This window comes from Butyrivibrio sp. AE3006 (assembly GCF_000424165.1).
Classification (GTDB): Bacteria; Bacillota; Clostridia; order Lachnospirales; family Lachnospiraceae; genus Butyrivibrio.
In genome coordinates this window covers 20,552-45,246 of sequence record NZ_AUJJ01000002.1, presented here as the reverse complement: position 1 = coordinate 45,246, position 24,695 = coordinate 20,552, and the positions used below count along the sequence as shown (strand labels likewise).

The window sequence follows — 24,695 nt, the reverse complement described above, 5'->3', positions numbered from 1 at the left end:
CCTGATGCAAGTCATTTATGCATGAGAAAGACTAAGGCCATTTGCCATACCTGTTACTTCTGCTGTCAGCAACAAGCTTCTGATAGCAGGGAAAGCAAAACGTTCTGCCATTACCATAAGGACAAGGATGACTGCAATTGCAAGGTGTAACTGGACCAAGCTTAGGTGCAATACTGTGTGGCACCCTTGAAATGCCATTTCAAATTTATCGGTTTCACAGCCAAAGTGCTGTAACCTTCATTTTCATTCATCCCAAAGCCACATCAAGGGCCATCATGAGGGTAAATCCCAAAGCAAACATCAATACTCCGATATTTGAGTGTTCTCCCTCAGACATTTCTGGAATAAGTTCCTCTACAACCACATACATCATTGCTCCGGCTGCAAAGGAAAGCAGATAAGGCATCACCGGCACAATCAATCCGGCAGCCAAAACTGTAAGAAGCGCTCCAAGAGGCTCAACAGCTCCTGACAAAGCACCTCCCATAAAAGCCTTGAACCTACTCTGGCCCTGAGCATGAAGAGGCATCGAAATGATAGCTCCCTCCGGGAAGTTCTGAATAGCTATACCAAGAGCCAGTGCCAGTGCACCTCCTGCCGTAACCGCAGCAGAGCCTGCACGTAGTCCGGCAAAAACCGCTCCAACTGCCATTCCTTCCGGAATATTGTGAAGAGTAACCGCAAGAACCATCATTGTTGTTTTCTTTAGGTTTGCCTTTGGTCCCTCTGCTTTCTCAGCATTCATGTGAAGGTGAGGAATCACACTATCGAGAAACAGCAGGAACAGAATACCTAACCAGAATCCTATTACCGCAGGAAGAAAAGAGAGCTTTCCCATAGATTCCGATTGTTCCAGAGCAGGAACAATAAGACTCCATATGGAGGCCGCCACCATTACTCCGCTGGCAAAGCCCGTAAGTGCACGCTGAACCTTATCATCCAGCTCTTTTTTCATAAAGAAAACTCCGGCTGAGCCCAGGGCTGTCCCGGCAAATGGGATTAGTAATCCTAAAACCGTCTCCATTCGATTACCCTCCTTTCTCTGCACATCGATAATGAACCCTTCGATCATATGTCCGGTTACATAATCATGAAAACATATCTAATACTTAATCTGAAAACTGCTTTCATCCTCAGGTGGTATGGTCGCCTTTGTCATATCAAGCACTTCTATAAAACGTCCATCCTTTACCTTTTGAATAAACATATCTATGGTGTCCGGATATCCCTGAACCTCCACAGTTACAGAGCCGTTCCACTCATTTTTCACCCATCCGGTAAGTCCGTACATGGTTGCTGTGTGGTATGCGGTATATCTAAAACCTACACCCTGCACATAACCTTTAAAATTCAGATGAGCTCTAATAATTTCTGACATGAATTACCGTTCCTTTGCATATTGATGTTATAGGATAATACTATGCTGCATTAGCATCAGCCTCAGGCTCCACATACTGTATGTCAGATCTTTTTATAGTATCAGGATAGATCTTAAGGAAATCATTTTTCATGGAAATCGGAACATATCCCTGCTCCCTGTAGCCTGCGGATTTTTCTTCCCAGTCTTGAGTTCCCCACTCACGAACATCATCATCTGCAACTATCATATATGCTGCTGAAGGATAGGGATTTCTGCTATCCAGTGCATAGTTCATCATACTGGTATCGCTGCCGCTGTTTCCAAAGGCCAGAACCGGATACTGTCCGATCTCACGTTCAATCCAGATCGTCTTATTCGCGTTAAGGTTTTTCTGAATGAATTCGCCTGTAAAAACAAGCTCATCGCCATCGGCATACTTAAAGTCCATATTGGAGGAGACATCCTCGTTCCCCTTTACCTTAACCTCAAACTCTGTGCCTATCACATGGGCAGGAGATACATATTCACTGATTGGAGAATTTGCAACGATTGCCCTGGTCGTGGTGCGCTCAGTACCGCTTACCACATAAATTGTAAAACCATTGTCATAAAGATATTTTACCACTTCCACCATAGGAAGATAAAATCCGTCAATGTAGCGCATATTCTCAAAGCTGTCTGTCTGCTTCTGACCGAATTCCACAGCATAATCATACAGCTCCTTTACAGTCATTCCTGCGTAGGCCTTGGCAAAATTCCTAGCAAGTTCTTCTCCTGCCGTATATCCCGGCATAATCTCCGCAGCCGCTGCCTTAAGCTCATCTGAGACTCTTTCCGGATGATCTGTCAGGCAAAAGTTTATAAACATCATGGTGTCATAATAGGTATAGAAGGTCTCACAGGTTAGTGTACCGTCCATATCAAAGACAGCTATACGATCCTCCTGGGGTATAAAATTCTCAGCATCATTTTTATTCGTAACCTTTGCCACATAACTGCGAAGGCTTTCTGCTGCCTCAGAATCCGCGGACCAATATTCACCTAAAGCCTTGGTATTACTCTTTCCGCAAGCTGCACAGATTAGGCAGACGGTCATTACTACAACTAATATGCTTCCTAATATTCTTCTTTTCATAGTTCCCCCTTATAAAAAAGCTAAGTGCAGGATGAAATAACCCTGCACTTAAATTATACATTTATGTCGTCAATATACTATTAAATGAACATAAAATGTCAGTTTATTGTTATTTTATATTTAATAAATCCCGCCTGCCCAGCAAAATCCTCCTTACTCATGTGAGGATCCACGATCTCCATTTCTTCAAGCATCTCCATATTCTCTTCCAATTCTTTAAGGGCTTCCTCTCCGAATTCAGAAACCATCTCGTTCAAATCTGCAAGCGCCTCATCGGATAAAGTTTTCCCGCTTTCTTCCATGCTATCGATCACATCGCTCAGCATTTCTTCCCGTGCTTCAAAAATCTCATCCTCCTGCTCTGTAAGCTTCTCCTCTGCTGCTTCTATCAGCGCATTTTTAATGCTAACCAAAAGCTGAGAAAACTTTACATGAAAACACCCCCGGATATTTGAATATCCAAGGGTGCATAAATCATTTAAGAAGACCTGCCATTACGAATACAAGAGGTGAATTCCAGTAAATAGTAATCTCATTTAATGAATAGCAGTCAATGTGATCTAAATAGCATTTCATTGGAGGCAGATCCTTGGGAAGTGTCTGCGCTCTTTCATCCTGAAGTCCCACATTGGGACCACCTGAAACCAACCCCGGCCAGGGCTCTTCGATATCGTCGATTGCTGTGGGACGAAGATGAGGATTCTTGTAAGCCTTCTCTCCGTTTCCTGTCACATAACTCACATCCATGCTGTTGCAACCAAGAAGATAATCAAGACCTGAAGTTATCACATTTTTATATTTTTCCTGAGGATCAAGGCAGTTCGCAACCGTAGCTACCATCATATATTTTAGAAGCTCCATGTTGCTGCCCCAGATAAAGTCGCCCTTCAGCATGCAAAGGTTAAAAGCGTTTTTCCCTGCATTTTCACATAATCTGTCAGCTTCCCGGATGATGCTGTCCTTTGCCAGTTTTTTGAGCTCGTTATCTTCTTTCATTAATAGAAGAGAAAGCGAACCAAAACCAGCCACATCTGTCCATCCAAAGCATGTAAAGATATTGCCCTGATAGAACTTAAAGGAATCTTCCTTATCGTAAGCGATGACCTTTTCCTTCAATATAAGAGCATCATCATAGTACTTCTTTTCACCTGTTGCTTCATATAAAGAGCAGGCTGCCCAATATCTGTTGGAAAAATCCTCCGGCTCAGGATACTCCCCTGTATTAGAGCCTTCAGCATTCTTGAAAAGAAGAGGCTCCGGATTGGCCTTGAGCCACTCGTATGCCTTAATTGCTTTTTCTAACAAAAGCTTAGCATATTCGCTGTCATAGTCCTTGTAGACTGTGTAAGCAAGCGCAAATACACCGGCAATATCAGCTGTAGCAAGAGAAGATACGCTGAACAGGAAAAGCTCGTTCTTATCATCCTCCGGCATAATAAAGTCAGCATGATTAAAGGTAGTAACCTTGTGCCACACAGAACCGTTTTCCCTCTGCATCTTCATAAGGAAATCAAGCTCAACCTTTACCTCAGCTAAAATATTGGGATACTGACCCTTTTCACATTTCTCGGAAGGGATTTCAAAATTAATATTAAGAAGATTCTCAAAAAATCTAACACCATAAAGAAGATGGGCAACAGCTGTAGCTCCTGCTGTGGAGTATCTTCCATAATCTCCTGCATCATGCCAGCCGCCGCAAACATCAACAGGCTCTACATCCTCACCATAAACCGTAGCCTTTGTAAGATGGCAGGGCTCATGATAGTACTCACCTGCAAACTCCTTGCTAAGACCATGTCCGCATCTAAGATAGTAGAAACACTTACAAATATCATGCATCAGCTTATCGTATGCCTTGTCGGAAATATCAAAGCATGTGCTTTTTACATCTCCTGCTTCTACCTTATATCTGCCCTGACCTGCGAAATCAGAAAAATCAGCAACATAGGTATCTTCACCTGAAATATCATCAGTTCCAAAATGACTTGTTTTTCCCTCAAAAACAGTCTGATCATTTTCGTCAACAAGCTTAAACTCAGGACTGTCAAAATTTAGAACAGCCTTTTTCTCACCTTCCGGCAAAAATCCAACCTGATTAATAAAAATTTTCTCCATGTTTTAGTCCCCTTCACAAACTTTACCCTGCAAAAATCTGACGGAATAATAATACACGAAATAATCCAAGAAAAGAATACTTTATTACATCTAAAATACGAAAATATTACGAAAATATTTTCGAAGAATTCCCTGATAAAACCGAAAAAAATCCCATGCTCATAACTGAGCATGGGACTAAAAAATCAGTTTTCGTTTTATAATTTTGCAGCTAAATTACTGTACTTCTACAAGCTCGATCTCAAAGTTCAATTCCTTACCTGCCATCTCGTGGTTAGCATCGAATGTGATTGTCTTCTCGTCCTTGGCTACAACCTTCACAGGGATCGGTCTTCCGTACATATCCTGAAGATAAACCTGCTGATCTACTGTAAGATCCTCGGAGCCCGGCATCTCAGCGATTTCTACTGTAAAGATGGCTTCAGGATCAGCCTCGCCGTAAGCTTCCTCAGGCATAAGGTGTACGTTAATCTTCTCTCCAACCTCCATATTGGCAACAGCCTTATCAAAGCCAAGAATCATCATACCTGCGCCGCATACAAACTGAAGAGGCTCTCCTCTGTCATAGGATGAATCAAACTGGGTACCATCGTTAAAAGTACCTCTGTAGTGTGTTTTACAGATCTTACCAACATTCTTTCCCTCAAACTGAGGAGCAGATGAATGACATCCGCTGCAACCGCCGCAGCCGCCTTCATGACCGCAACCTTCTTCATCATGACCACAATGGCCTTCCTCATCATGATGATCTGAGCAGCTGTGTCCCTCGCCGTGATGATCACAGTTAACACCTGTATTTACAAGCTCGCCTCTAAGGTATGCTGCTACTGCTTCATCAGCATCACCCTCAGCACCTGCGCAGAGCTCAATACCCTTTTCATCAAGTGCAGTCTTGGCACCACCACCGATACCACCACAGATAAGCACATCAATGCTGTTGTTATCAAGAAGACCTGCAAGAGCACCATGGCCCTGTCCATCAGATCCGATGATCTCAGAGGACTTCACCTCTCCATCCTCTACCTCATAAATCTTGAAATTCTCTGTATGTCCAAAGTGCTGAAACACCTGACCATTTTCATAAGTTACTGCAATTCTCATTTTATTTACCTCCAATGCACATGTTTTATCATTATATCAGCATCTTCGAATAATTGCTATTGCTGTTTGCCAAATTGTAAATGGGCAAAACCCTACAATTATTGCTGTCCTTTTATGTGCAATGCTCCGAAAAAGCAGAAGGGCACTGACTTTCCTTGACATAGTCAAATTGCATTCTATATCATAAAATCATGCTAAATAATTGTTTAAAATAAAATAAAGGAGAAAACAGTATGAAAGGTTTTGCAATGCTCAAAATCGGCGAAGTCGGCTGGATTGAAAAAGAGCGCCCTGTCTGCGGACCCCTGGACGCTATTTGTAAGCCACTGGCTATTGCCATCTGTACATCAGACGTGCACACCGTTTGGGAAGGTGCTGTAGGCGATCGCCACAACATGATTCTTGGACACGAGGGATGCGCAGAAGTTGTTGAAGTTGGTTCAGAAGTTAAGGATTTCAAGCCCGGTGATAAGGTTCTCGTACCTGCTATCACACCTGACTGGAACTCTCTTGAAGCTCAGAGCGGATTCTCAATGCACTCCGGCGGAATGCTGGCAGGCTGGAAGTTCTCTAACTTCAAGGATGGTCTTGATTCTGAATTCTTCCATGTAAACGATGCTGACGGTAACCTTGCTCACATGCCTGAGGGTATGAGCCTTGAGGACGCATGTATGCTTTCCGATATGGTTCCTACCGGATTCCACGGCGTAGAGCTGGCTGATGTTCAATTTGGTGATACTGTTCTTGTAATCGGTATCGGACCTGTAGGTCTCATGTCTGTTGCCGGCACCCATATGCGTGGTGCTTCCCGCATCCTGGCAGTTGGCACACGTCCTAAATGCATCGAAGCAGCCAAATTCTATGGTGCTGACGAATTCATCAGCTATAAGAACGGCTCTATCGAAGATCAGGTTATGGAGCTTACAAACGGCAAGGGTGTTGACCGCGTTGTTATGGCAGGCGGTAGCGTTAAGACCTTTGAGTCAGCTGTTAAGTCTCTTAAGCCCGGCGGAAAAATCGGTAACGTTAACTACCTTGGTAGCGGCGACTACATCACTATCCCCCGCGTAGAATGGGGCGTAGGTATGGGTCACAAGCAGATCAACGGTGGTCTGATGCCCGGCGGACGTCTCCGTATGGAGAAGCTCGGTGCTCTTGTTTCATCAGGCAAACTTGATGTAAGCAAGCTTTCCACACATGTATTCCACGGTTGGGAGCATATTCCGGAAGCATTACAGCTTATGAAGGATAAGCCCGCTGATCTTATCAAGCCCGTTGTTATTCTTGATAACAATCCGTGATAAAAAATAAAAACAAACGGAAATGGAGCGGCTTTTTGGCCGCTCCTTCTATTAGTCATCAAAAATATATAAAAACAGTAATTGGTAAACATTGGTACATTATGAATATTCTTATTGTATCCGGCTTTTTGGGTGCCGGAAAAACCACTTTTATAAAAGAACTCATCCGCCGCACAGGCACTACTCCTGTAGTACTAGAGAATGAATACGGCGATAACAGTATAGATGCACAGGAACTTCGTAGTGCTGATACAAGTGAAGAAAAGCTCGAAATAATGGAATTTATGGAAGGCTGCGTCTGCTGTACCATGAAGGACAGCTTTGTTAACTCTGTCCTTACGATTTTTTCAGGACTTGCACCGGAATATCTGATTGTTGAGCCTACAGGTGTAGGCAGGCTAAGCAGTATCATAAGTAATCTTCAGCCAATCCTTCACGGTAATATATCAATCCTGAACCCTATAGTAGTTCTCTCTCCCAGAAGCTACAGGCAGAATATGAGTCAGTGGAAAGAGCTATACACAGATCAGATTGCAAATGCAGGCATCGTAGTCTTCTCAAAATGTGAAAATGATTCTCCTGATCTCCTTGCAGAGACTGAAAATGTTGTCCGCGGCATCAACCCTACGGCTCAGATCATAAGCAGTCACTACACCGGGCAGGAGGATTCCTGGTGGAACAGTCTTATGGCACTTCCCGGAAAAGAAGTGACCGTAACCGAAGCATCAGATGAGCAGACCTCCTTTTCTCAGATTACTATTAACGATGCAAAGCTCACCAATCCCGGCGAGCTTATAACACTGCTTGAGGATTGCCTTAGAGGAGAGCTTGGTCACATAGCAAGAGCAAAAGGTACTATCCTTGTCGGAAGCGAAACTCTCCGCTTTGATCTTGCCGATGGCCTATACTCCATAACAGATTCACCTCAAACTGAGAATCAATGTGTTTTCATAGGGGAGGCTTTGGATAAAGCCGGTATATGCAGACGTGTAGGAAGCCGGCTCCTTTCGCAACCGGCTTCGTTATCCATCTCAGATATAAAACGAAAATCAGGAAAACAGCTAAAGGTTACGCATTTTTAATTTTCTTGATCCACTTTCCACTTCTTAATCGAATTACGCAAACAATACACTTAATAAACTGATCGATCCTAAGCATTATATATACCCAGAATCCCGGCCACTTAAATACAAGTCCTGCCAGGGCTCCAAGAGGAATTGAACATATCCAGAGAAAAATAATATCGGCAACCATAAGAAACTTTGTATCTCCGCCGCCTCTGAGTGTACCCTTTGTAAGAATACTGTTGGCAGCCTGGAACCAGATTACAAGCGCAACCGCATGCATTAAATCCTTAGCAAGCACTGCTGTCTCAGGCTCAATTTTGTATGCTCCTACGATCAAATTGGAAATAGCCAGAATCAGAACACATCCAAAACCACCGATTATAAAGCCAAGCGCTGCAAAAGTATAGCCCTGAGCTCTTGCCTTCTCAACTTCGCCTTTTCCGAGAGTAATTCCAGTGATTGTACAGCTGGCCTGGCTGATACCCTGAATGACAACTGTGGCAAGAGACATTACGACCGTAGTTATGGAGTTGGCTGCAACAAAGCTTGCACCGATGTGTCCCATTACAACAGCGACCGCACTGTTACCAAGTCCCAGCAGTGTATCAGACACAAGAACAGGGATTGAGATTCTGATATACTCTCCGATCAGATCTTTTACGGAAAGAGTAAGGTCCTTAATACGAAGTCCGATGTTGGTATCCTTAAAGAAAAGGAATCCCATAATTATAGTAAACTCAACAACTCTGGCAATCAGTGTTCCAAGAGCCGCACCGTTTACTCCCATAGCAGGTGCACCAAGTTTTCCGAAGATGAATACCCAGTTAAAAAAAATGTTTATGAAAAAAGAACAGCAGCTTGAAATAAGCGGGATATTAGCTTTTCCTACACTTCTAAGCATTATGCTTGATGTAACTGCATAGCCGTTTAAATAATAGCAGGGGATGGAAATCAGAAGGTACCCCGTACCTTGACGAATAACCTCTTCCTCCGTTGTAAACAGATTCATGATACCTGCAGGAAAAAGAGCTGTTACTATTGAAAAACTCGTAGCTACAATAAAGAGCATTCTGAACATGATATTTACAGACTTTTTCATGCTGATTCTGTCATCCATTCCAAAGAATCTGCTGACAAGAACACTGGCTCCCATTCCAAGTCCCATGCACATAATCTGGAAAATGGTGATGAAATTGTTGGCAAGAGTTGCACCGCTCATGGGTGCCTCACCGAGCTGTCCCAGCATGATATTGTCGGCCATATTTACGCCCACGGTTATAAGCTGCTGAAGCGCAATAGGCAGTGCGAATGCCACCAGCATTTTGTAGAACTGTTTATCTTTAACAAATACCTTCATTTTAACTCCCAATACTTAAGGTCCGGCCCCATAATCCCAACCTGTTTTTATTTCACAATACAATTTTTATATTTCTATCTGCGTAAGAACGATGGCGCCAAATATCAGCCCGCAACCAATTAGTTCTCTCACTGACATTACCTGTCCCAAAATCAGCCATCCAAAGATAGCGGCAAAAACAGACTCCATACTCATGATAAGAGATGCAACAGCAGGATGAAGTTTTCTCTGACTTACTGTCTGTAGCGTGTATCCCACAGCACTTGAAAGGATTCCCGTATAGAGAATTGATATCCATACAGTGGGTGTCGTAAGTGACGCAATAAAGCCCTGCTTATCCGGCAGAAAATCAAAGAAGAAGCCGCATATAAGTGATAATACGCCGCTGACCATAAACTCTGTGCAGGTAAGCGTAATCGGATGCATTCTTGGAGAATATCTGTCAATGCATATAATCTGGATTGAAAAAAGAAATGCACATCCAAGAAGCAAAAGATCTGTCCATGAGAAAATATTTCTAAGAAACCCTACCAAAACAGCAATACCGAAGCCTCCTGCCGCAGCTTCATTCCCCACATCAGAGAAACAAAGAAGGTACAATCCCACCATGGTAATGCCGGCTGCCACCCATATTTTCGCGGGGCACTTTTTACCAAGGAAGATACCCAGAATCGGAACCATTATGATATAGCAGGCCGTAAGAAATCCTGCTTCTCCTGCATCAGCTCCAAGTGCTATTCCCGCCTGCTGACACGTGGATGCAAGAAAAAGAGCAATACCGCAAACCGCCGCTCCGATAATGTTTTCCTTTGCCCCCGCAAGGTTACTTAACTTGTGCCTTGGCATCATAGGAAGGATACATAAGCCGCCTATGATAAATCTTATTCCGTTAAAGGTAAAAGTCCCAATCTCAGCTCCTGCAAGGGACTGAGCAACAAAAGCTCCTCCCCATACAACTGCAGCAAGGAGGAGTAACAACGCACTTATCAGTTTTTTGTCATGTGAAAAGGAGTCATTCTTTTCTGAAGACTCCTTTTCAAAAATCTTATTATCTGTCATTTAATTTACAATACCGTTCCCATATATAAAGTTCAGCCGGGTTACATAGCACCCTTATAAATCTTGTAAACAGCCTCTGCATCCAAAGGACGGATTCTAGAAAGCTTAACACTGTCATTCATTGTAGCATCCATTGCAAGAGCTCTCAAATCATCATCAGTAGGATCAATATCAAATCCCTTAAGATCAATTGGCATACCGATTGACTTAAAGAAAAGAACTGTGCTCTCGATACCTTTTTCAGCTGCTCTCACATCATCTGCTTCCTCGATACCCCATACACTTCTGGCAAAGCGTGCAAACCTCGGAACAGCATCCTTATAAAGAGTATTCGCCCAGGAACCCCATACTGCTGAAAGAGATGCTCCGTGGGTCACATCATATTTTGCAGAAAGTGCATGACCAAGCTTGTGCACTGAGAAATCCTTACCTCTTCCGCACTCTGTAAGATTATTATGTGAAAGGGATGATGCCCAGAAAACTTCTGCCATAGCATCGTAGTCTCCGGGATTCTCGAGAACCTTCTTACCATTTTTTACAACGCATCTGATAAGCCCTTCAGCAATCTCATCAGTCATATCGCAGGTGATACCCGGAATAAAATATCTCTCCATGGTATGCATCATGATATCTGTGATTCCTGCTGCCAACTGATACTTAGGGAGTGTACTTCCAAGAGCAGGGTTAACAATCGCAAAACGACAACGGTTAAAATCAGTGTTGATACCGGCTTTTTTGCCAATCTCTTCATTGGTCAGAACAGCTGAATCACTCATCTCACTGCCTGCAGCAGCCATAGTAAGAACCGCTCCAACGGGAAGTGACTTAGTAAGTTCTACCTTTCTGGTCCAAAGCTCCCAAAGCTTCTCTGAAGGATTAGCTGCGCCATGGGCTATAGCCTTTGCTGTATCGATGGCACTTCCGCCTCCTACGCCGATGATCATATCAGCACCAAAATCAAGGGCCTTCTGAACACCCTCTTCAGCATGAGCCAGTGTGGGATTGGGCTTAGCACCTCCGAAATCCTCATAGCTTATACCGGCATCCGCAAGTGATTTCTGAACACGGGAAAGGAGTCCGGACTTTACCACACTTTCTTTTCCATAAACAAGGAGAGCCTTTTTACCATACTTCGCAGCAGTCTCTCCGGTCTTATTCTCTACGTCTTTTCCAAATACTACTTCTGTAGGTGCATAATATCTAAACTCATTCATGTACCAGCCCTCCGTATATATCTTGCATACAATTTATGTTTCAATATATAATATACTACTCTTCTCACATCTATAAAGACTATTTTTCAGCGCTTTCTGTGGTCGAATTTATTTGAAATCTTTGTTCCGATATTCTGTATGATCTGGAAAATAATAATAAGCAGAATTACAGTGATCAGCATGATATCTGTCTGCCATCTGTAGTAACCATATCTAACTGCAATATCACCAAGTCCGCCACCGCCGACTGTTCCTGACATTGCTGAATATCCAAGAAGCAGGCCTGTTGTAATGGTAAAGCCCATCATAAGAGATGTTCTTGCTTCCACAAGAAGCACCTTGGTAATGATCTGGAAATTGCTGGCACCCATTGATCTTGCTGCCTCAATAACTCCTGCGTCAACCTCCATAAGTGAGGATTCCACAACTCTGGCAATATAAGGTGCCGCGCATATTACAAGTGGAACAATAGTTGCTGTTGAACCATAGCTTTGTCCAACAACAAATCTTGTGAAGGGAATAAGAAGTATCAGCAAAATAAGGAAAGGGATACTTCTTATAATATTGATAATAAAATCAAGAGTTCTGTAAACTATGGGATTGGGCTTAAGTCCCTTTTTACCTGTGACATAAAGTAGTATTCCAAGAGGAAGACCAAGGATGTAACCAATGATAACTGAACCCATGGTCATATAAAGGGTCTCACCTATACCCTGTATGATCATCTCTACAACCTTTTCATTCATTGTAATCTACCTCCGTTACTATAAGTCTTGCATTTTTAAGCTCTGTAATAATAGCTTCCTGCTTCTCTACATCATCGGGAAGACCAAGAATCATCTCTCCCACAGCTCTGCCGCCGATATCCTTTGTATCTGCTTTCAAAATGTTGATAGGTGCCTGAACCTTAAGAATCACGTTTGCAATAACAGGTTCGTATGCTGTATTCTCCTTGAATACAATTCTTATTCTGCGATCAGCAATAAGCTCCTTCATAGGTGTGTAGCTTATCTTCTTACCGGAAATAAGTTCCTTGGCGGCATCGGTCCTTGGATGTTCAAATATTGTCTCAACAAGACCTTCCTCCACAAGGTTACCGCCGTCAATAATAGCAACTCTCTTACAAACGGTTGTTACAACCGACATCTGATGAGTGATGATTACAACAGTGATACCAAGAGTCTCATTGATATTTTTTATAAGCTCCAGAATAGATGCTGTTGTCTGGGGATCAAGTGCACTTGTGGCCTCATCACAAAGAAGAATCTCGGGATTGGTGGCAAGTGCTCTTGCTATAGCAACTCTCTGCTTCTGTCCGCCAGAAAGCTGAGAAGGGAATGCTTTTTCTTTTTCCTCAAGCTTAACAAGCTCTAAAAGCTCCTTGGCACGACGCTTTGCATCTGCTCTTTTTACGCCACGGATCTCAAGAGGAAAACAGATATTGTCTATTACATTTTTCTGCTCAAGAAGATGGAAATTCTGGAAGATCATTCCGATATTGCTTCTGGTCTTACGAAGCTCCTTCTCTGAAAGCTTGCCCAGATTCACACCATCAACATAAACCGATCCTTCGGAAGGCTTTTCAAGATAATTGATGGATCTTACCAGAGTAGACTTACCCGCTCCGGACATACCGATTATTCCAAAAATATCGCCCTTTTCAATATTAAGATTAATATTGTTAAGGGCTACGACGGTATTCCCGTCAATCTCAAACTTTTTCGTCAGATTCTTGATTTCAATAACACTCATACATGCTCCCCAATACTAAATATGAAAATATAATTTCGCTAGCGAAATAAAAAAGAGGGAAAGTCGTATGCTTTCCCTCACTTAATCTTAATCCTCAAAGAAAATTACTGCACCGTCATAGGTATCTTCAATAAATTTCTTTATATCATCTGATTTCAATACAGAAACCAGAGCCTTAATCTTATCCTGGTTCTCATTTCCTTCGTATACTGTAATGATGTTTACGTATGTCTTAGCTGCTACTGAATCACTTGATTCATAAGCGATAGAATCCTTTGCTACTGAATAGCCTGCCTCTAATGCGTAGTTACCGTTAAGTACCACAAACTCAACTTCCTTAGTAACTCTGGCAACCTGTGCTGCTTCAAGCTCAACGAACTCGATGTTGTATGTGTTCTCCTCGATGTCATTAACAGTAGCTGTAAGATCCGCACCATCCTTTAACTTAATGATTCCATTGTCCTGTAAAAGAAGAAGTGCTCTTGCCTCATTAGTAGTATCGTTAGGGATTGCAATGCGGTCGCCGTCTGCAATTTCATCAAGACTGCTCTTTGTTCCGGGATAAACTCCGAAGGGCTCATAGTGGATTCCGCCTGCACTCACCAGATGAGTACCCTGCTCCTCATTGAAGCTGTTAAGGTACGGAATATGTTCCATGTAGTTTGCATCAAATTCGCCGGACTCTACAACCAGGTTGGGCTGTACATAATCCTCAAATTCTACTACTTCAAGCTCATAGCCATATTCCTTAAGAATTTCAGCAGCCTTCTCCAAAATCTGTGCGTGAGGGATAGGCGATGCTGCTATCTTAATAGTTTCGCCGTTTCCGGGAACAATGTCAAGTGCTGAGTCTGATGAAGTTGTTGTTTCATCGCTGCCTGCTTCTTCTGTGCCTGCATCAGCTACTTCAGTGCTCTCTGCTGCTTCTGTAGCTCCGCCTGCTTCAGTGCTCTCTGCTGCTTCTGTAGCTCCGCCTGCTTCAGTGCCTGCGTCTGACTTGCCGCATCCTGCAAGAGAAGCAACACCAAGTCCAAGTGTCAGTGTTCCGGCTAATAATTTCCCAAAAAATTTCTTTTTCATAAGGTCTCCTCTCATAAATCGTATAAACGATAAAATATGTTTACTATTTTATATTTGCTCCCCGGACAAATCAAGATTTTCTTACATATTAAATGCCCGGAGTGGTTTCCCCCGGGCATCGGTAAATTCGAATCTGAAATGACAGATTACTGAATACGATTGCCTGACAAATGAGCCAGGTAATCAACCGCATTACATGCCCGGGAGTTCAACATTCGACAACACATTTTCATTTGATTTTTTATACATGTCTTTGTCATCATCTGTTTCCTCCTTCGTTTCTGTTGGGTTAATACTATCATCCCAATGCTCATTTGAAAATTTAGATGATTTTATAGTCAGTGATAATTTTTACTTATCCCCCTTAGATTTTCAAATCGGGGTTGTTTAGACTTCTCTATCGCTTATCCTTATCTATGTTTTCCAAAATAATAACCGTGATCACAACATAAGCAAGGGCCCATATAATCAGAGACATCCAGTTGTCGAGCACAATATTACTGTCAAAAGCATAATTGGGATTCTGGTTTTGCTCCGCTGACTTAAGAAGGAGATCCTCTCTCATATTATTTTCTTCTATATATTGAAGAGCCTCCTTAAAGGGCTTTTCACCTTCAACCTCAACATTTTTCATTTTTAAGGCACTGTTCCAGATAGATACCATTGGAAGTGAATTATAATCGCCCTGTGCGCAAAGTGATGTGTGACCGAATTTCGTCACAGTCAGATTGGTTAATGGCATTGCCTGCTCGGGAAGATTGAAAAATCCGCCTGAAAACAGGAGCTGAACTATCAGCATAAAGGGCATGATAGTCATGGCTGCCGTTGTGGTTTTTGCAAAGGATGATATCAAAAGCGCCAGCATATCTGCGGCGTATGTAATAAGAAAAAGTGTTATTCCAAAATCTACAATGGGATATGGCGTAACCAGAGGCGCACTTGGTAGCGTAACCTTCATGGCATTACATACAAATATGGTTATCACCACCTGAGCAATACACAAGGTCGCCTGATAAATCATATGAGCCAAAACATAAGAAGATATATGTAGTCCCGACCTGTGCTCTCTTTTTACAATGGCTCTCTCCCTGCAGATTGACTGAATGGAATTAAAAAATCCATTCCATACGCAGATACAGGAAAGCGCAAAGGCTCCCATCATGGTTCCTTCCATTGTCTTGTAGAGATTTCCTCCAACAGCAAAGCACACTAGTCCTGCTATAATTGCGGACATAGGAAGCACCTTCCAGTCATTCTGGAAAAGAAACATCCTGAAAAGCTTACCAAGATAGATAATGGTCTGTGAAAAACGTCCTCTTCGTCTAATTTTCTTTTTCATAGTTTCTCACCCCATTTCCGCTCTCATATAGTCAGCATATTTTTCGATAAATTCGTCGGCTCTGCCCTCTCCGCCTTCATCCTTTTGATTTATGGAAAGAAGAATCTCCTCCATGGAGTTTTTGCCAAAGAATTCGTATGCCTTTTCCACGGGACCATACCATGCGAGTCTTCCCGTTCTTCCGGCATCCTTGGCAAGAACTATAACATCATCAAAAAGATCTATTACTCTGTCAGGAGTATGGGTGATAACAACAACTATTTTCCCTTCATTTGCTATGCTGCGAAGCTTCTCAAAAAGTGAGCGTGCCACGACGCCGTCCAGTCCTGAATCAGGCTCATCAAGAATAAAAAGTGTGGGATTTGAAATGAACTCCATGGCTATTGAAAGCCTTTTTCTCTGACCTCCGGAAAGCTTCTCAACAAGATTATCCTTAACTGTGGTAAGTCCAAACTGATCAAGCACTTCTGCAACACGCTTTTTCCTTTCCGCCATTGAAACGCTTGAAGGAAGTCTTAAGGTTGCTGCATCCGATAAGGTAAGAGCTACCGTATCGTTTCCTCGCATGAGATCCTGCTGAGGAACAAATCCGATATCATACATCATCTTGTCGTAATCAAAATAAACATCATCTTCGCCAAGTGTTATTCTGGCATCAGCTTTTTCATAGCCCGTGACCGCATTCAGATATGTGGTTTTGCCGGCACCTGATCCTCCAAGAAGCAGCACCATGTGCCCCTTGGGAATACACATATGGATATCCTTAAGGAGAACTTTTTTCTTAAAGAAATCAATTACAGATCTCTCATTGATATTGACGGTAAGTCCATCAAGAATGCTCTGAACATCTGCACCAAGGAGCTTTGTTTCAGCCTCTATCTCTTTCTCCGTAGCCTTCTTCATAGGCATATATTCAGGTGACAGTCCCCAATAAATAAGAACCGGGCCCTCGAAAAGCACCAATAGCAAAACCCACTTTCTGGATTTTCCAAAGACCTTAACAAGGGCTGTAAAAATTCTTACTGAATACAGGACCTGTGCAATTCGGATGGCCGCATGAACAACCAGAAACAATGCCCAGATTGCATAGACCTTTTGCCCGATGAGGTTCATTATACCTGACATAACCGCACCTGCTATGGCAAGTCCAAAGTAAACTCGGCCCTCGTGTTCCTTATCAGCACACACGCCCAGCAGATATTCTCTTATAAAAGGTATAAACGCCAGTCTTCTTTTAATTCCGCACTTGTAAAAAATCAAAGCACTTCCAATTGCAGGTAAAAGATAACCAAATACTACTTGAAAAGCAGCGCTCATAATAAAGTCATAATGCTCCATACATGAATCCCCCACATAAGATTTCTTATATAACCTATTATAATGTATGGAATGAAAAAGCGAGATTATATAAGCGTTTTTTAGAAAACTTTAATCTTTTATTCCAGATATGCACCCTTCATGGGACTTACTGCATGATCTGCAAAAAGCTTAAGAACTCCTCTTTTGTATTTTCTGATAGCAGGCTTCCAAAGGGCTTTCCTCTCCTCCAGAATCTTATCTATTTCCCCGGGAGTTTTTCGTTCGCCTTTTACGCCCACAATATTGAGCTTCCTGGCCATTACATCCAGCTCTATCAAATCTCCCTCTTCAACAAGGGCAATAGGACCGCCGGCTGCTGCCTCAGGAGAACAATGACCGATTACAGGCCCTGTTGATGCTCCTGAAAAACGACCGTCAGTTATGAGTGCGATTGTTTTGCCAAGCTCCTTATCTGAGCTTATTGCTTCCGATGTATAGAACATCTCGGGCATACCGCTTCCCTTTGGACCTTCATACCTTATGAAAACAGCGTCATTTTTCTCTACTTTATGATGGAGCACAGCATCAAGACATTCCTCCTCACTGTCAAAGGGTCTTGCATTAAGAACAGCCTTCATCATTTCCTTAGGACATGCCGTATGCTTTATTACAGCGCCTTCAGGAGCAAGGTTACCTTTTAGCACGATAACGCTGCCATCTGTACCGATTGCTTTGTCATAGGGACGTATAATGTCTTCCTTTGTAGCCTTGACGTTGTATCTGTTGTTAAACTCCTTAAGGCCTTCTGCACACTTCTCGTAGTAGCCGCTTTCTTTTAGCTCCTTAAGATTCTCACCCAGAGTCTTACCTGTAACCGTCATCACATCAAGATGCAGGTGCTCCTTAATCTCCTCCATTACAGCAGGCACTCCCCCGGCATAGTAGAAGCATTCTGCCGGCCATTTTCCTGCAGGGCGGATATCAAGAAGGTAATGTGCTCCGCGGTGAAGTCTGTCGAATGTATCACCATCTATCTCTATTCCGAGCTCATGAGCTATTGCAGGCAGATGCATAAGACAGTTGGTAGAACCTGATATAGCAGCATGAACCAGAATTGCATTCTCAAAGCTTTCAAGACTCAGAAGCTTGGATGGTCGCATATCATCATCCCCTGCCATCTCTACTACCCGCTGTCCTGACCTGTATGCATTCTCCATAATGGCATCTCCCTGTGCAGGCAAAAGCGCACTTCCAGGGAGAGCCAATCCCAGCGCCTCAGCCATTATCTGCATGGTGGAAGCTGTACCTATAAATGAGCAGGCACCGCAGCCGGGACATGCATTTTGCTTTGCCCAGTCAAGCTTATCCTGCCCGATCTCTCCTCGCTCAAATCTTGCGCTGTACATTCCAAGCTGCTCCAGGGTCAGCATGTCAGGGCCTGCCTTCATAACGCCTCCGGGAACAAATACGGAAGGTATATCTACCCTGAGCATTCCCATCAGATTACCCGGAACGGATTTATCGCAGCTTGCAAGAAATACGCCCCCGTCAAAGGGCGTGGCATTCGCCTGTATCTCGATCATTCCTGCCATAATTTCACGACTTGCAAGACTATAATTTATACCATCTGTGCCCTGGCTTTCACCGTCGCACATATCTGTACAAAAGTACTCCGCGCCGTGTCCGCCTGCGCTTTCAATTCCTCTTAAGACCTCATCGGAAAGTCTTTTAAGATGAACACTTCCCGGATGACTGTCACCAAAGCTGCTTTCAACATATATCTGAGTTTTTGCAAGATCCTCTTTTTTCCAACCTGTACCAAGACGCAGCGGATCCTGCTCCGGTGCCTTTTCTCTCATCTGCTGACTGACTAAATCTGCCTTACCACTCATGTTACGTTTCCTCCAATCTCTGAATATATCTGCTATATTTATCCCATATACTTTTAAATTATACTATTTGGTTTTAAAATAAAGTATATAATTGTTTTCTTATGAGGTAGAAAATATGGATAAAGAAATAAGACGCAGGCAAAGTATTCTGACAATAACAGGGCAGGGTGTCATCGCTTTTGGTCTGTGGGAAGTGATCAAGATAAACCTCTACTTTTTGCTTGGCAGGGGTTATGTTTTTGATGCAATGGGAATGACCGGCACTGAATTTGAAGCCCGTTTTGTTCTGATTTTTTCATGGCTCTTTCTCATGATTTTTGGAGTTACAAATCTCCTTATTAAAATCTACATAGGCAGAGCCGCTATTTTCGAAGCAAATAACTATCACAAAGACAATATTTTCTATTGTTTAGCCATAATAATGACAATAATCAATGCACTAACTCTTTTTAGCTCCGTCCTAAATGTGAAAATCGACGAACATATTCTGGATTTTGTTGCATCCTTCCTCGTAGATTCAACTTCACTTTACATGATGATAGAGCTTATTTCATCCACCAGGAAGCTCCGAATTCTTCGAGGTGAAAAGCACGCGGTAAAACATAAAAAGACTATGTGAGGTATTGTCATGCAAATAGATTTTCACTACTATGCGACATATTGCGCAGCATTTCTTGCAGGCTATTCGCACGAAGAATGCATGGATATATGCTACAGCGCTCAATTTGTGGATCTGTGTACAGAGACTTTTTTATCAAGACTGGGAGCTCCTCTCTCTGCTGCAACAACTCAGCTGCAGCTTGAGCTGGCGGATGCGTCATCAGATATAATCAGCCTCCAGAACATCACCAGGATTTGGTCCTCCTTTCATTTTCTTCCGGGAGATCTTTATGCCAAAAAGAAAGGCTGCTCAAAAAGATATCTGAATAAGTACAGACTGATCTGTAATCCAAACGGCGAGCTCCTTGTAAACACAGTCAAACGTGCAAAAAACAATTCGCTTCAGGCTGTGGGCATAACTATGCACGTTCTTGCTGACACCTGGGCACACCGCTACTTTGCAGGAACTCCGTCTCTTGTTATAAATAATACAGACAGGTATTTCTTTGAACTCATTCCTGACGGTGACAGATGCTTTGAGCGTCGCATAACCTTCAAACCAAATCCGTCCATGACTGATAATCTTAATGAGTCCATATACGTCAACAGCCTTTATCAGAATAAAGAAAGCTCAATTATGAATCTTGGACACGGCAGGGCAGGCCACCTTCCGGACTACAGCTTTATCAGGTATAAATATCTTCCTGCCTGGGGTGACTACGATGAGATAATAAAAGATAATCCTTCAGATTACCTTCACGCCTTCACTCAGATGATAGAAGCCATGAAATATCTGCGTGGAGAGCGGGAAGATTTTGTGGCAGACACCTATGATTTTGACGCCATAGCTCCTTACAGGGAAAAGATTGAAGCTATTATAAAAAAACGGCAGCTTGATTCCAGCAGAGACTGGAAAGCCTTTGGCGAAAAGCTTTCCGGCTGTTCCATAGAGTTCTTCAATGTGAACAAGTACCTGAAAGAATACAATATGGCCACACCAAAAGAAATCGATGATACCTTTATCGGCAGATTTATAATAGCTGCTCTTGGTCAAAAGAGTATGGTCACAAACGCAATCTATAAATCAGGAAACAGACTGGCAGGCTTTTCAGTTGATTATGCCCAAAAAGGTTTTAAGGGAATTGCTGATTACAGAAAGCTTTTAGATCAGTTAAGGAGGGCGGACGATGACAGCCTTTCAAAGAATTAAAAATATTTTTATAGCCTTTATAATGATCATTGGCAGTATAAGCATAGTATGGATCCCTAAAAATGGCATACCGTTGATAGTGCTTATACTGAGTATATCGCTGACTTTATATGGACTTAAAAATATATTCTACTACTTCTCCATGGCAAAACACATGGTAGGCGGCAGGAGTATTCTGTATACCGGCGTCATAATATTTGATCTTGGGATTTTTTCACTAACCGTAGCGGATAACTCTAATAGCTTTGTTATTTTGTATATGCTTATAATCCACATGTTTTCAGGGGTTGTTGACATCCTGCGAGCTCTTGAATCAAAGCGTATGTCCTCTTCCTGGAGATTCAAATTCACCTCCGGTGCCATAAATATAGCTATTGCCATTGCAGCATTTGTTGCAGGCTATATGCTTAAGTCCCTGTCTGTGATTGTTTACATCTACAGCGCAGGACTTATATATTCCGCGATATCAAGGATAATCACAGCCTTTAGAAAAACAGCCATCGTGTACATACAATAATGCCAAAAATAATGGCGCTCACACTTTTGTGTGGACGCCATTTTTCTATCTTCTGTTTATTTAGCTGCTTTTTGACTAACCTTTGGAATCTTTTCTCCCGTTGCAAGGAACATGGTAACAGTTCCGATTATTGCAAGAGCTGCTCCAAGAACTGTAACCGCCTTTACTGATACAAACTCCAGCATATAGCCGCCGATAATGTTTGATGCGATTCCAACAACTCCTGTGATTCCGACAGCCAGAATACCCTGGGCTTTTACGGCATCGGAATCATCCACTATGGAATTTGCAAAATACACTGATGAAACCATATACATTCCGGAGTAGAAAAAGTGTATCAGCATCAGCGCAATAAACACCTTTATATCAGTAATGAAGATCATTGAAATGAACTTTATTGAAGCTGCTATAGCTGTGACCTTCAGAAGTTTTTGTGCTGTGAATTTCCTTAAGAAAAACATTCCAAAAGCAACTGCCGGCATCTCGGCAAATGCGGTTACAGATAATACCGTACCCATCTCCGCTTCTGCGCCGCCATAGCTTTTTACAAAATATATCATGTAGGTTCCAAGTATCATCTGCATGAAATAAATAAGCATTACACTTACAAGAAAAACATCATATCTCGGATACTTTCTGAAAAACTCTATGATTCCGCTGGGCTTTTCAGGCTTCTCCATTTTATCGTTATTGTTATCAGCCTTTCTCATGGACAGTAGTGTAAACATCAAAAGAACATAAACCACGCAGAAAATCGGAAGTATGATATTTGCTCCAAATTTCTCTGTGACTTGACCCATTACAAAGCCTGCTGCCGCATATCCAAAGGAACCAAGGCTTCTTGCTATACCAAAGTCCACACCGTAGCCCGCATAGTTATACTGAAGGCAAAGTGCTGTAAGCAGCGGCGATATGGAGCTGGTCACACCAAAGGCTGTAAACATACCTATAAAGGTTGCCACATGAGACGATGGCACAAGCCAGACTATTCCTGCTGCCAGAAAAGCCATGGCAATCATAAGCCCCAATATCTGCTTCAAAGTGATCTTCTTGGATTTGTCAGCAAGAGATGATAAATAGGTCTGAAGAAATATTGCCATAACAGAGCCCATGGTTGTTACATAACCTATCTCAGAGGCCTTGAAGCCTCGCGACATCAAAAGAACAGCTGCGAAGGATGATATTAAAAGATAGTCCACCCAATACCCAAGCTGCAAAAAAGAATACTGTACCGTCAAAATTCTGGTTGCTTTTTTCATATAATCCCTCTGCATTTACTTAAAGTTTTCGCTAATTATACATCATCTTAATCGCCCATTAAATACTTATTTTGCGCAATTAGATAACAAAAAATATTATGTGATGGAATGTTGTTTCATCGCCATTTAAAGTTACCTATTGCTAACATAATTACAATAGGTTATAATTTCGTTAGCAATTGCTAACGCTTTACTAAAATTTTTTTCGGAGGAGCCATAATAATGCCTGATAATATCATAGTTGAGAATTGCTCACCCACATTAGCAGGAATTAAAACGGGAAACATTTTTACAATAGACAGAAGTCTTATATCAGATATAAAGGAAGAACTTTGTGAATTAAATCAGTGCTTTACGGAAAAGGGTCTTCGTGCCATTCCGCTTAAGATAACAGAGAAAAATGTTCTGCTCTACCTATACCGCCCGGACAAGCTAAAAGCTGACCTTTCATCAAAAGAAGCCAGGGACATTCTTCTTGAAAAGGGATATAGCTGTAACTCCATAGAAAGTGATATTGTTCACCTCATTCACCACATTCATAATGATGGATCCTTCCCCCATGAGATTGGTCTTTTCCTGGGTTATCCTCCTGTAGATGTTAAAGGCTTCATGGAGGACACAAGAAAGGGCGTTAAATGCGTTGGCTATTGGAAAGTTTATGGTGATAAGGAAAAAGCAGAAAAGACTTTTTCGAGCTACAGAAAATGTACTGAAATCTACAAAAAGTGCCTGTCAGGAGGCAGATGCTTATCTCAGATGGTAGTAAATACAGCCCGCAGCAGATCAGCTGCATCATAAAGGAAGGCCTTGATGAGTAATGAATATGTAATATCTCTATTAAAGGATAATGGTTTTAGAATAACCAAACAAAGAAAGCTCATACTGGATATAATCCTCAGCAGTGACGGTGCCTCCTGCAAGGAAATCTACCACAAGGTAGTTTCCAAGGACAGCACCGTCGGAACTGCTACAGTTTACCGTATGATAAGACTGCTTGAAGATGTTGGAATCTTAAAGCATATAGATATGATTTCTCTGTCAGGGGGAGTTTCCAGCAACTACTGAATTTGGTTTTCATCAATAACTCCGGTAACCTTGGCCACTACCTTACATACATTTTCTTTCATCTTTTTGTTCCTTTCATGATTTTGGATAAAAAAAGAACCGCAACGGATTTGGTATTTATCAAATCAATCACGGTTCTGCTTATATTACTTATTAACAGCAAGTGTCACAGAGCTGTAAGATAATCCAGTATTCTGCCGTTAAAATCCTTAGCCTGCTCATAGACTCCATGACTGTATCCTTCGTACATATATAACGTACTGCCATTTATTTTATCGTGCATTTCAATGGATGCTTCTCCGCCCAGCACAAGATCTTTATCTGCACCTACTATGAAGGTGGGACAACTTATCTCCTGGAGCATGTCATACACATCATGAGAAAGACACGATCTGCACAAAGTAATGAACCTGGAATAATCCTTGGGCTTCATTTTCGCTAAAAGACTGTTCATCTTTATTCCGCGCTCAAGATATTTTCCGGTGTATGACCTCTTTGCAGTATCCAGCATTATTCCGGCATAGTCATCACTCTCAGCCATCTTTATCCAGGATTCCAGAGCTTCTTTCATAAGCTCATTTGGCCTCGAGGCAGTAACTGCAAGAACAAGCTTCTTTACTCTTTCAGGATGTCTTATGGCAAGCTGCTGTGAAATCATGCCACCCTGCGATACACCAAAAACACTGGCACTTTTTATACCGATCATATCCATGATCTTATCGATATCATCAGCCATGTCAGCAGTAGAAAAATCTTCCGGAAGGACATTTCTCCTACTGAAAACATAAACTTTAAAGTTTTGAGCAAATCCGGAATACATAAAAGCAAAAGGCACTGCGATACCCCTTGCTGTCTTAAAACCGTCTCCCACTCCGGGAAGCATTATAAGATTCTCTTTTCCTGTTCCAAAACTAATATAATCGCAGTCAGTACCATCCAGTTGGATATTTTCATTTTTGGCATTATAGAACAT

Annotated in this window: 25 protein-coding genes; 7 read left to right on the top strand and 18 right to left on the bottom strand. The window is 42.3% G+C overall.

What is annotated here, in order from left to right; all coding sequences use genetic code 11:
- Positions 1-15: 15 nt before the first annotated feature.
- From G603_RS22205 to G603_RS0101910, 7 genes are all read right to left on the bottom strand, one after another.
- Positions 16-171: a hypothetical protein gene (locus tag G603_RS22205; protein ID WP_155832599.1), complete on the bottom strand. Its 156-nt coding sequence runs from the start codon at positions 169-171 to the stop codon at positions 16-18.
- Between the two features lie 76 nt (positions 172-247).
- Complete coding sequence (locus G603_RS0101935) at positions 248-1,024, bottom strand: ZIP family metal transporter (RefSeq protein ID WP_026669151.1); 777 nt, start codon at positions 1,022-1,024, stop codon at positions 248-250.
- A gap of 78 nt (positions 1,025-1,102) precedes the next feature.
- Positions 1,103-1,378: an acylphosphatase gene (locus tag G603_RS0101930; RefSeq protein WP_026669150.1), complete on the bottom strand. Its 276-nt coding sequence runs from the start codon at positions 1,376-1,378 to the stop codon at positions 1,103-1,105.
- Positions 1,379-1,418: 40 nt separating this feature from the next.
- Complete coding sequence (locus G603_RS18895; protein ID WP_051207365.1) at positions 1,419-2,495, bottom strand: HAD family hydrolase; 1,077 nt, start codon at positions 2,493-2,495, stop codon at positions 1,419-1,421.
- A 98-nt stretch (positions 2,496-2,593) separates the two neighbouring features.
- The gene (locus tag G603_RS0101920) at positions 2,594-2,908 is read right to left on the bottom strand and encodes a hypothetical protein (protein ID WP_026669149.1); all 315 of its coding nucleotides are present in this window, start codon (positions 2,906-2,908) and stop codon (positions 2,594-2,596) included.
- A 61-nt stretch (positions 2,909-2,969) separates the two neighbouring features.
- Complete coding sequence (locus tag G603_RS0101915; RefSeq protein WP_026669148.1) at positions 2,970-4,610, bottom strand: glycoside hydrolase family 9 protein; 1,641 nt, start codon at positions 4,608-4,610, stop codon at positions 2,970-2,972.
- 216 nt (positions 4,611-4,826) lie between these two features.
- Positions 4,827-5,711 (bottom strand): FKBP-type peptidyl-prolyl cis-trans isomerase, encoded by an 885-nt coding sequence (locus G603_RS0101910; RefSeq protein ID WP_026669147.1) that lies wholly within the window; start codon positions 5,709-5,711, stop codon positions 4,827-4,829.
- A gap of 233 nt (positions 5,712-5,944) precedes the next feature.
- Between G603_RS0101910 and G603_RS0101905 the strand changes: the two genes are divergently transcribed.
- Together G603_RS0101905 and G603_RS18890 are read left to right on the top strand one after the other, a co-directional pair.
- Positions 5,945-7,012 carry an NAD(P)-dependent alcohol dehydrogenase gene (locus G603_RS0101905; RefSeq protein WP_026669146.1) on the top strand — a complete coding sequence of 356 codons (1,068 nt, stop codon included), beginning with the start codon at positions 5,945-5,947 and terminating at the stop codon, positions 7,010-7,012.
- Positions 7,013-7,113: 101 nt separating this feature from the next.
- Positions 7,114-8,094 (top strand): GTP-binding protein, encoded by a 981-nt coding sequence (locus G603_RS18890; RefSeq protein ID WP_155832598.1) that lies wholly within the window; start codon positions 7,114-7,116, stop codon positions 8,092-8,094.
- Here the strand turns inward: G603_RS18890 and G603_RS0101895 are convergent.
- From G603_RS0101895 to ilvD, 9 genes are all read right to left on the bottom strand, one after another.
- Positions 8,081-9,436 carry an MATE family efflux transporter gene (locus G603_RS0101895; RefSeq protein ID WP_026669145.1) on the bottom strand — a complete coding sequence of 452 codons (1,356 nt, stop codon included), beginning with the start codon at positions 9,434-9,436 and terminating at the stop codon, positions 8,081-8,083. The two genes, G603_RS18890 and G603_RS0101895, sit on opposite strands and share 14 nt — an antisense overlap.
- Before the next feature lie 66 nt (positions 9,437-9,502).
- A complete protein-coding gene (locus G603_RS0101890) occupies positions 9,503-10,495 on the bottom strand; it encodes a DMT family transporter (protein ID WP_051207362.1) in 993 nt (330 codons plus the stop codon).
- Between the two features lie 41 nt (positions 10,496-10,536).
- Positions 10,537-11,709, bottom strand: a complete 1,173-nt coding sequence (locus G603_RS0101885; RefSeq protein ID WP_026669143.1) for an iron-containing alcohol dehydrogenase — start codon at positions 11,707-11,709, stop codon at positions 10,537-10,539.
- An 86-nt stretch (positions 11,710-11,795) separates the two neighbouring features.
- Positions 11,796-12,455, bottom strand: coding sequence for a methionine ABC transporter permease (locus tag G603_RS0101880; protein ID WP_035791708.1), 660 nt, complete (start codon positions 12,453-12,455; stop codon positions 11,796-11,798).
- On the bottom strand, positions 12,448-13,461 hold the full coding sequence (locus G603_RS0101875) for a methionine ABC transporter ATP-binding protein (RefSeq protein WP_026524171.1): 1,014 nt from the start codon (positions 13,459-13,461) through the stop codon (positions 12,448-12,450). Before G603_RS0101875 ends, G603_RS0101880 begins: the two co-directional genes overlap by 8 nt.
- An 87-nt stretch (positions 13,462-13,548) precedes the next feature.
- On the bottom strand, positions 13,549-14,541 hold the full coding sequence (locus G603_RS0101870) for a MetQ/NlpA family ABC transporter substrate-binding protein (RefSeq protein ID WP_026669142.1): 993 nt from the start codon (positions 14,539-14,541) through the stop codon (positions 13,549-13,551).
- 397 nt (positions 14,542-14,938) lie between these two features.
- A complete protein-coding gene (locus G603_RS0101865) occupies positions 14,939-15,880 on the bottom strand; it encodes an ABC transporter permease (protein WP_026669141.1) in 942 nt (313 codons plus the stop codon).
- A gap of 6 nt (positions 15,881-15,886) precedes the next feature.
- Complete coding sequence (locus tag G603_RS0101860; protein ID WP_242834822.1) at positions 15,887-17,218, bottom strand: ATP-binding cassette domain-containing protein; 1,332 nt, start codon at positions 17,216-17,218, stop codon at positions 15,887-15,889.
- Between the two features lie 98 nt (positions 17,219-17,316).
- Complete coding sequence (ilvD, locus tag G603_RS0101855; protein WP_035791705.1) at positions 17,317-19,071, bottom strand: dihydroxy-acid dehydratase; 1,755 nt, start codon at positions 19,069-19,071, stop codon at positions 17,317-17,319.
- Between the two features lie 115 nt (positions 19,072-19,186).
- Here ilvD and G603_RS0101850 point away from each other — a divergent pair, with 115 nt between their 5' ends.
- The 3 genes from G603_RS0101850 to G603_RS0101840 are packed head-to-tail and all read left to right on the top strand — an operon-like array spanning position 19,187 to position 21,398.
- The gene (locus G603_RS0101850; RefSeq protein WP_026669138.1) at positions 19,187-19,690 is read left to right on the top strand and encodes a hypothetical protein; all 504 of its coding nucleotides are present in this window, start codon (positions 19,187-19,189) and stop codon (positions 19,688-19,690) included.
- 9 nt (positions 19,691-19,699) lie between these two features.
- A complete protein-coding gene (locus G603_RS0101845; RefSeq protein WP_026669137.1) occupies positions 19,700-20,881 on the top strand; it encodes a DUF6765 family protein in 1,182 nt (393 codons plus the stop codon).
- The gene (locus G603_RS0101840) at positions 20,859-21,398 is read left to right on the top strand and encodes a DUF308 domain-containing protein (RefSeq protein WP_026669136.1); all 540 of its coding nucleotides are present in this window, start codon (positions 20,859-20,861) and stop codon (positions 21,396-21,398) included. Before G603_RS0101845 ends, G603_RS0101840 begins: the two co-directional genes overlap by 23 nt.
- Positions 21,399-21,454: 56 nt before the next feature.
- Here the strand turns inward: G603_RS0101840 and G603_RS0101835 are convergent, their stop codons facing one another.
- Positions 21,455-22,657 carry an MFS transporter gene (locus tag G603_RS0101835; protein ID WP_026669135.1) on the bottom strand — a complete coding sequence of 401 codons (1,203 nt, stop codon included), beginning with the start codon at positions 22,655-22,657 and terminating at the stop codon, positions 21,455-21,457.
- 222 nt (positions 22,658-22,879) lie between these two features.
- On the opposite strand from G603_RS0101835, the gene G603_RS0101830 reads away from it, so the two are divergent.
- Together G603_RS0101830 and G603_RS0101825 are read left to right on the top strand one after the other, a co-directional pair.
- Positions 22,880-23,455 (top strand): DUF3793 family protein, encoded by a 576-nt coding sequence (locus G603_RS0101830; protein WP_026669134.1) that lies wholly within the window; start codon positions 22,880-22,882, stop codon positions 23,453-23,455.
- 12 nt (positions 23,456-23,467) lie between these two features.
- Positions 23,468-23,722: a Fur family transcriptional regulator gene (locus G603_RS0101825; protein WP_026669133.1), complete on the top strand. Its 255-nt coding sequence runs from the start codon at positions 23,468-23,470 to the stop codon at positions 23,720-23,722.
- Positions 23,723-23,888: 166 nt separating this feature from the next.
- On the opposite strand, the gene G603_RS0101815 is transcribed toward G603_RS0101825, so the two are convergent.
- The gene (locus G603_RS0101815) at positions 23,889-24,695 is read right to left on the bottom strand and encodes an alpha/beta fold hydrolase (RefSeq protein ID WP_026669131.1); all 807 of its coding nucleotides are present in this window, start codon (positions 24,693-24,695) and stop codon (positions 23,889-23,891) included.

Bases quoted from the DNA above. Each gene is read 5' to 3' on its own strand.
- G603_RS0101895 (WP_026669145.1), bottom strand. From the start codon at position 9,436: ATGAAGGTATTTGTTAAAGATAAACAGTTCTACAAAATGCTGGTGGCA.
- G603_RS0101915 (WP_026669148.1), bottom strand. From the start codon at position 4,610: ATGGAGAAAATTTTTATTAATCAGGTTGGATTTTTGCCGGAAGGTGAG.
- G603_RS0101870 (WP_026669142.1), bottom strand. From the start codon at position 14,541: ATGAAAAAGAAATTTTTTGGGAAATTATTAGCCGGAACACTGACACTT.
- G603_RS0101840 (WP_026669136.1), top strand. From the start codon at position 20,859: ATGACAGCCTTTCAAAGAATTAAAAATATTTTTATAGCCTTTATAATG.
- G603_RS0101910 (WP_026669147.1), bottom strand. From the start codon at position 5,711: ATGAGAATTGCAGTAACTTATGAAAATGGTCAGGTGTTTCAGCACTTT.
- G603_RS0101825 (WP_026669133.1), top strand. From the start codon at position 23,468: ATGAGTAATGAATATGTAATATCTCTATTAAAGGATAATGGTTTTAGA.
- G603_RS18895 (WP_051207365.1), bottom strand. From the start codon at position 2,495: ATGAAAAGAAGAATATTAGGAAGCATATTAGTTGTAGTAATGACCGTC.
- G603_RS0101830 (WP_026669134.1), top strand. From the start codon at position 22,880: ATGCCTGATAATATCATAGTTGAGAATTGCTCACCCACATTAGCAGGA.
- G603_RS0101935 (WP_026669151.1), bottom strand. From the start codon at position 1,024: ATGGAGACGGTTTTAGGATTACTAATCCCATTTGCCGGGACAGCCCTG.
- ilvD (WP_035791705.1), bottom strand. From the start codon at position 19,071: ATGAGTGGTAAGGCAGATTTAGTCAGTCAGCAGATGAGAGAAAAGGCA.
- G603_RS0101885 (WP_026669143.1), bottom strand. From the start codon at position 11,709: ATGAATGAGTTTAGATATTATGCACCTACAGAAGTAGTATTTGGAAAA.
- G603_RS0101890 (WP_051207362.1), bottom strand. From the start codon at position 10,495: ATGACAGATAATAAGATTTTTGAAAAGGAGTCTTCAGAAAAGAATGAC.
- G603_RS0101905 (WP_026669146.1), top strand. From the start codon at position 5,945: ATGAAAGGTTTTGCAATGCTCAAAATCGGCGAAGTCGGCTGGATTGAA.
- G603_RS0101875 (WP_026524171.1), bottom strand. From the start codon at position 13,461: ATGAGTGTTATTGAAATCAAGAATCTGACGAAAAAGTTTGAGATTGAC.
- G603_RS0101815 (WP_026669131.1), bottom strand. From the start codon at position 24,695: ATGTTCTATAATGCCAAAAATGAAAATATCCAACTGGATGGTACTGAC.
- G603_RS0101880 (WP_035791708.1), bottom strand. From the start codon at position 12,455: ATGAATGAAAAGGTTGTAGAGATGATCATACAGGGTATAGGTGAGACC.
- G603_RS0101850 (WP_026669138.1), top strand. From the start codon at position 19,187: ATGGATAAAGAAATAAGACGCAGGCAAAGTATTCTGACAATAACAGGG.
- G603_RS0101865 (WP_026669141.1), bottom strand. From the start codon at position 15,880: ATGAAAAAGAAAATTAGACGAAGAGGACGTTTTTCACAGACCATTATC.
- G603_RS18890 (WP_155832598.1), top strand. From the start codon at position 7,114: ATGAATATTCTTATTGTATCCGGCTTTTTGGGTGCCGGAAAAACCACT.
- G603_RS0101835 (WP_026669135.1), bottom strand. From the start codon at position 22,657: ATGAAAAAAGCAACCAGAATTTTGACGGTACAGTATTCTTTTTTGCAG.
- G603_RS0101930 (WP_026669150.1), bottom strand. From the start codon at position 1,378: ATGTCAGAAATTATTAGAGCTCATCTGAATTTTAAAGGTTATGTGCAG.
- G603_RS0101860 (WP_242834822.1), bottom strand. From the start codon at position 17,218: ATGGAGCATTATGACTTTATTATGAGCGCTGCTTTTCAAGTAGTATTT.
- G603_RS0101845 (WP_026669137.1), top strand. From the start codon at position 19,700: ATGCAAATAGATTTTCACTACTATGCGACATATTGCGCAGCATTTCTT.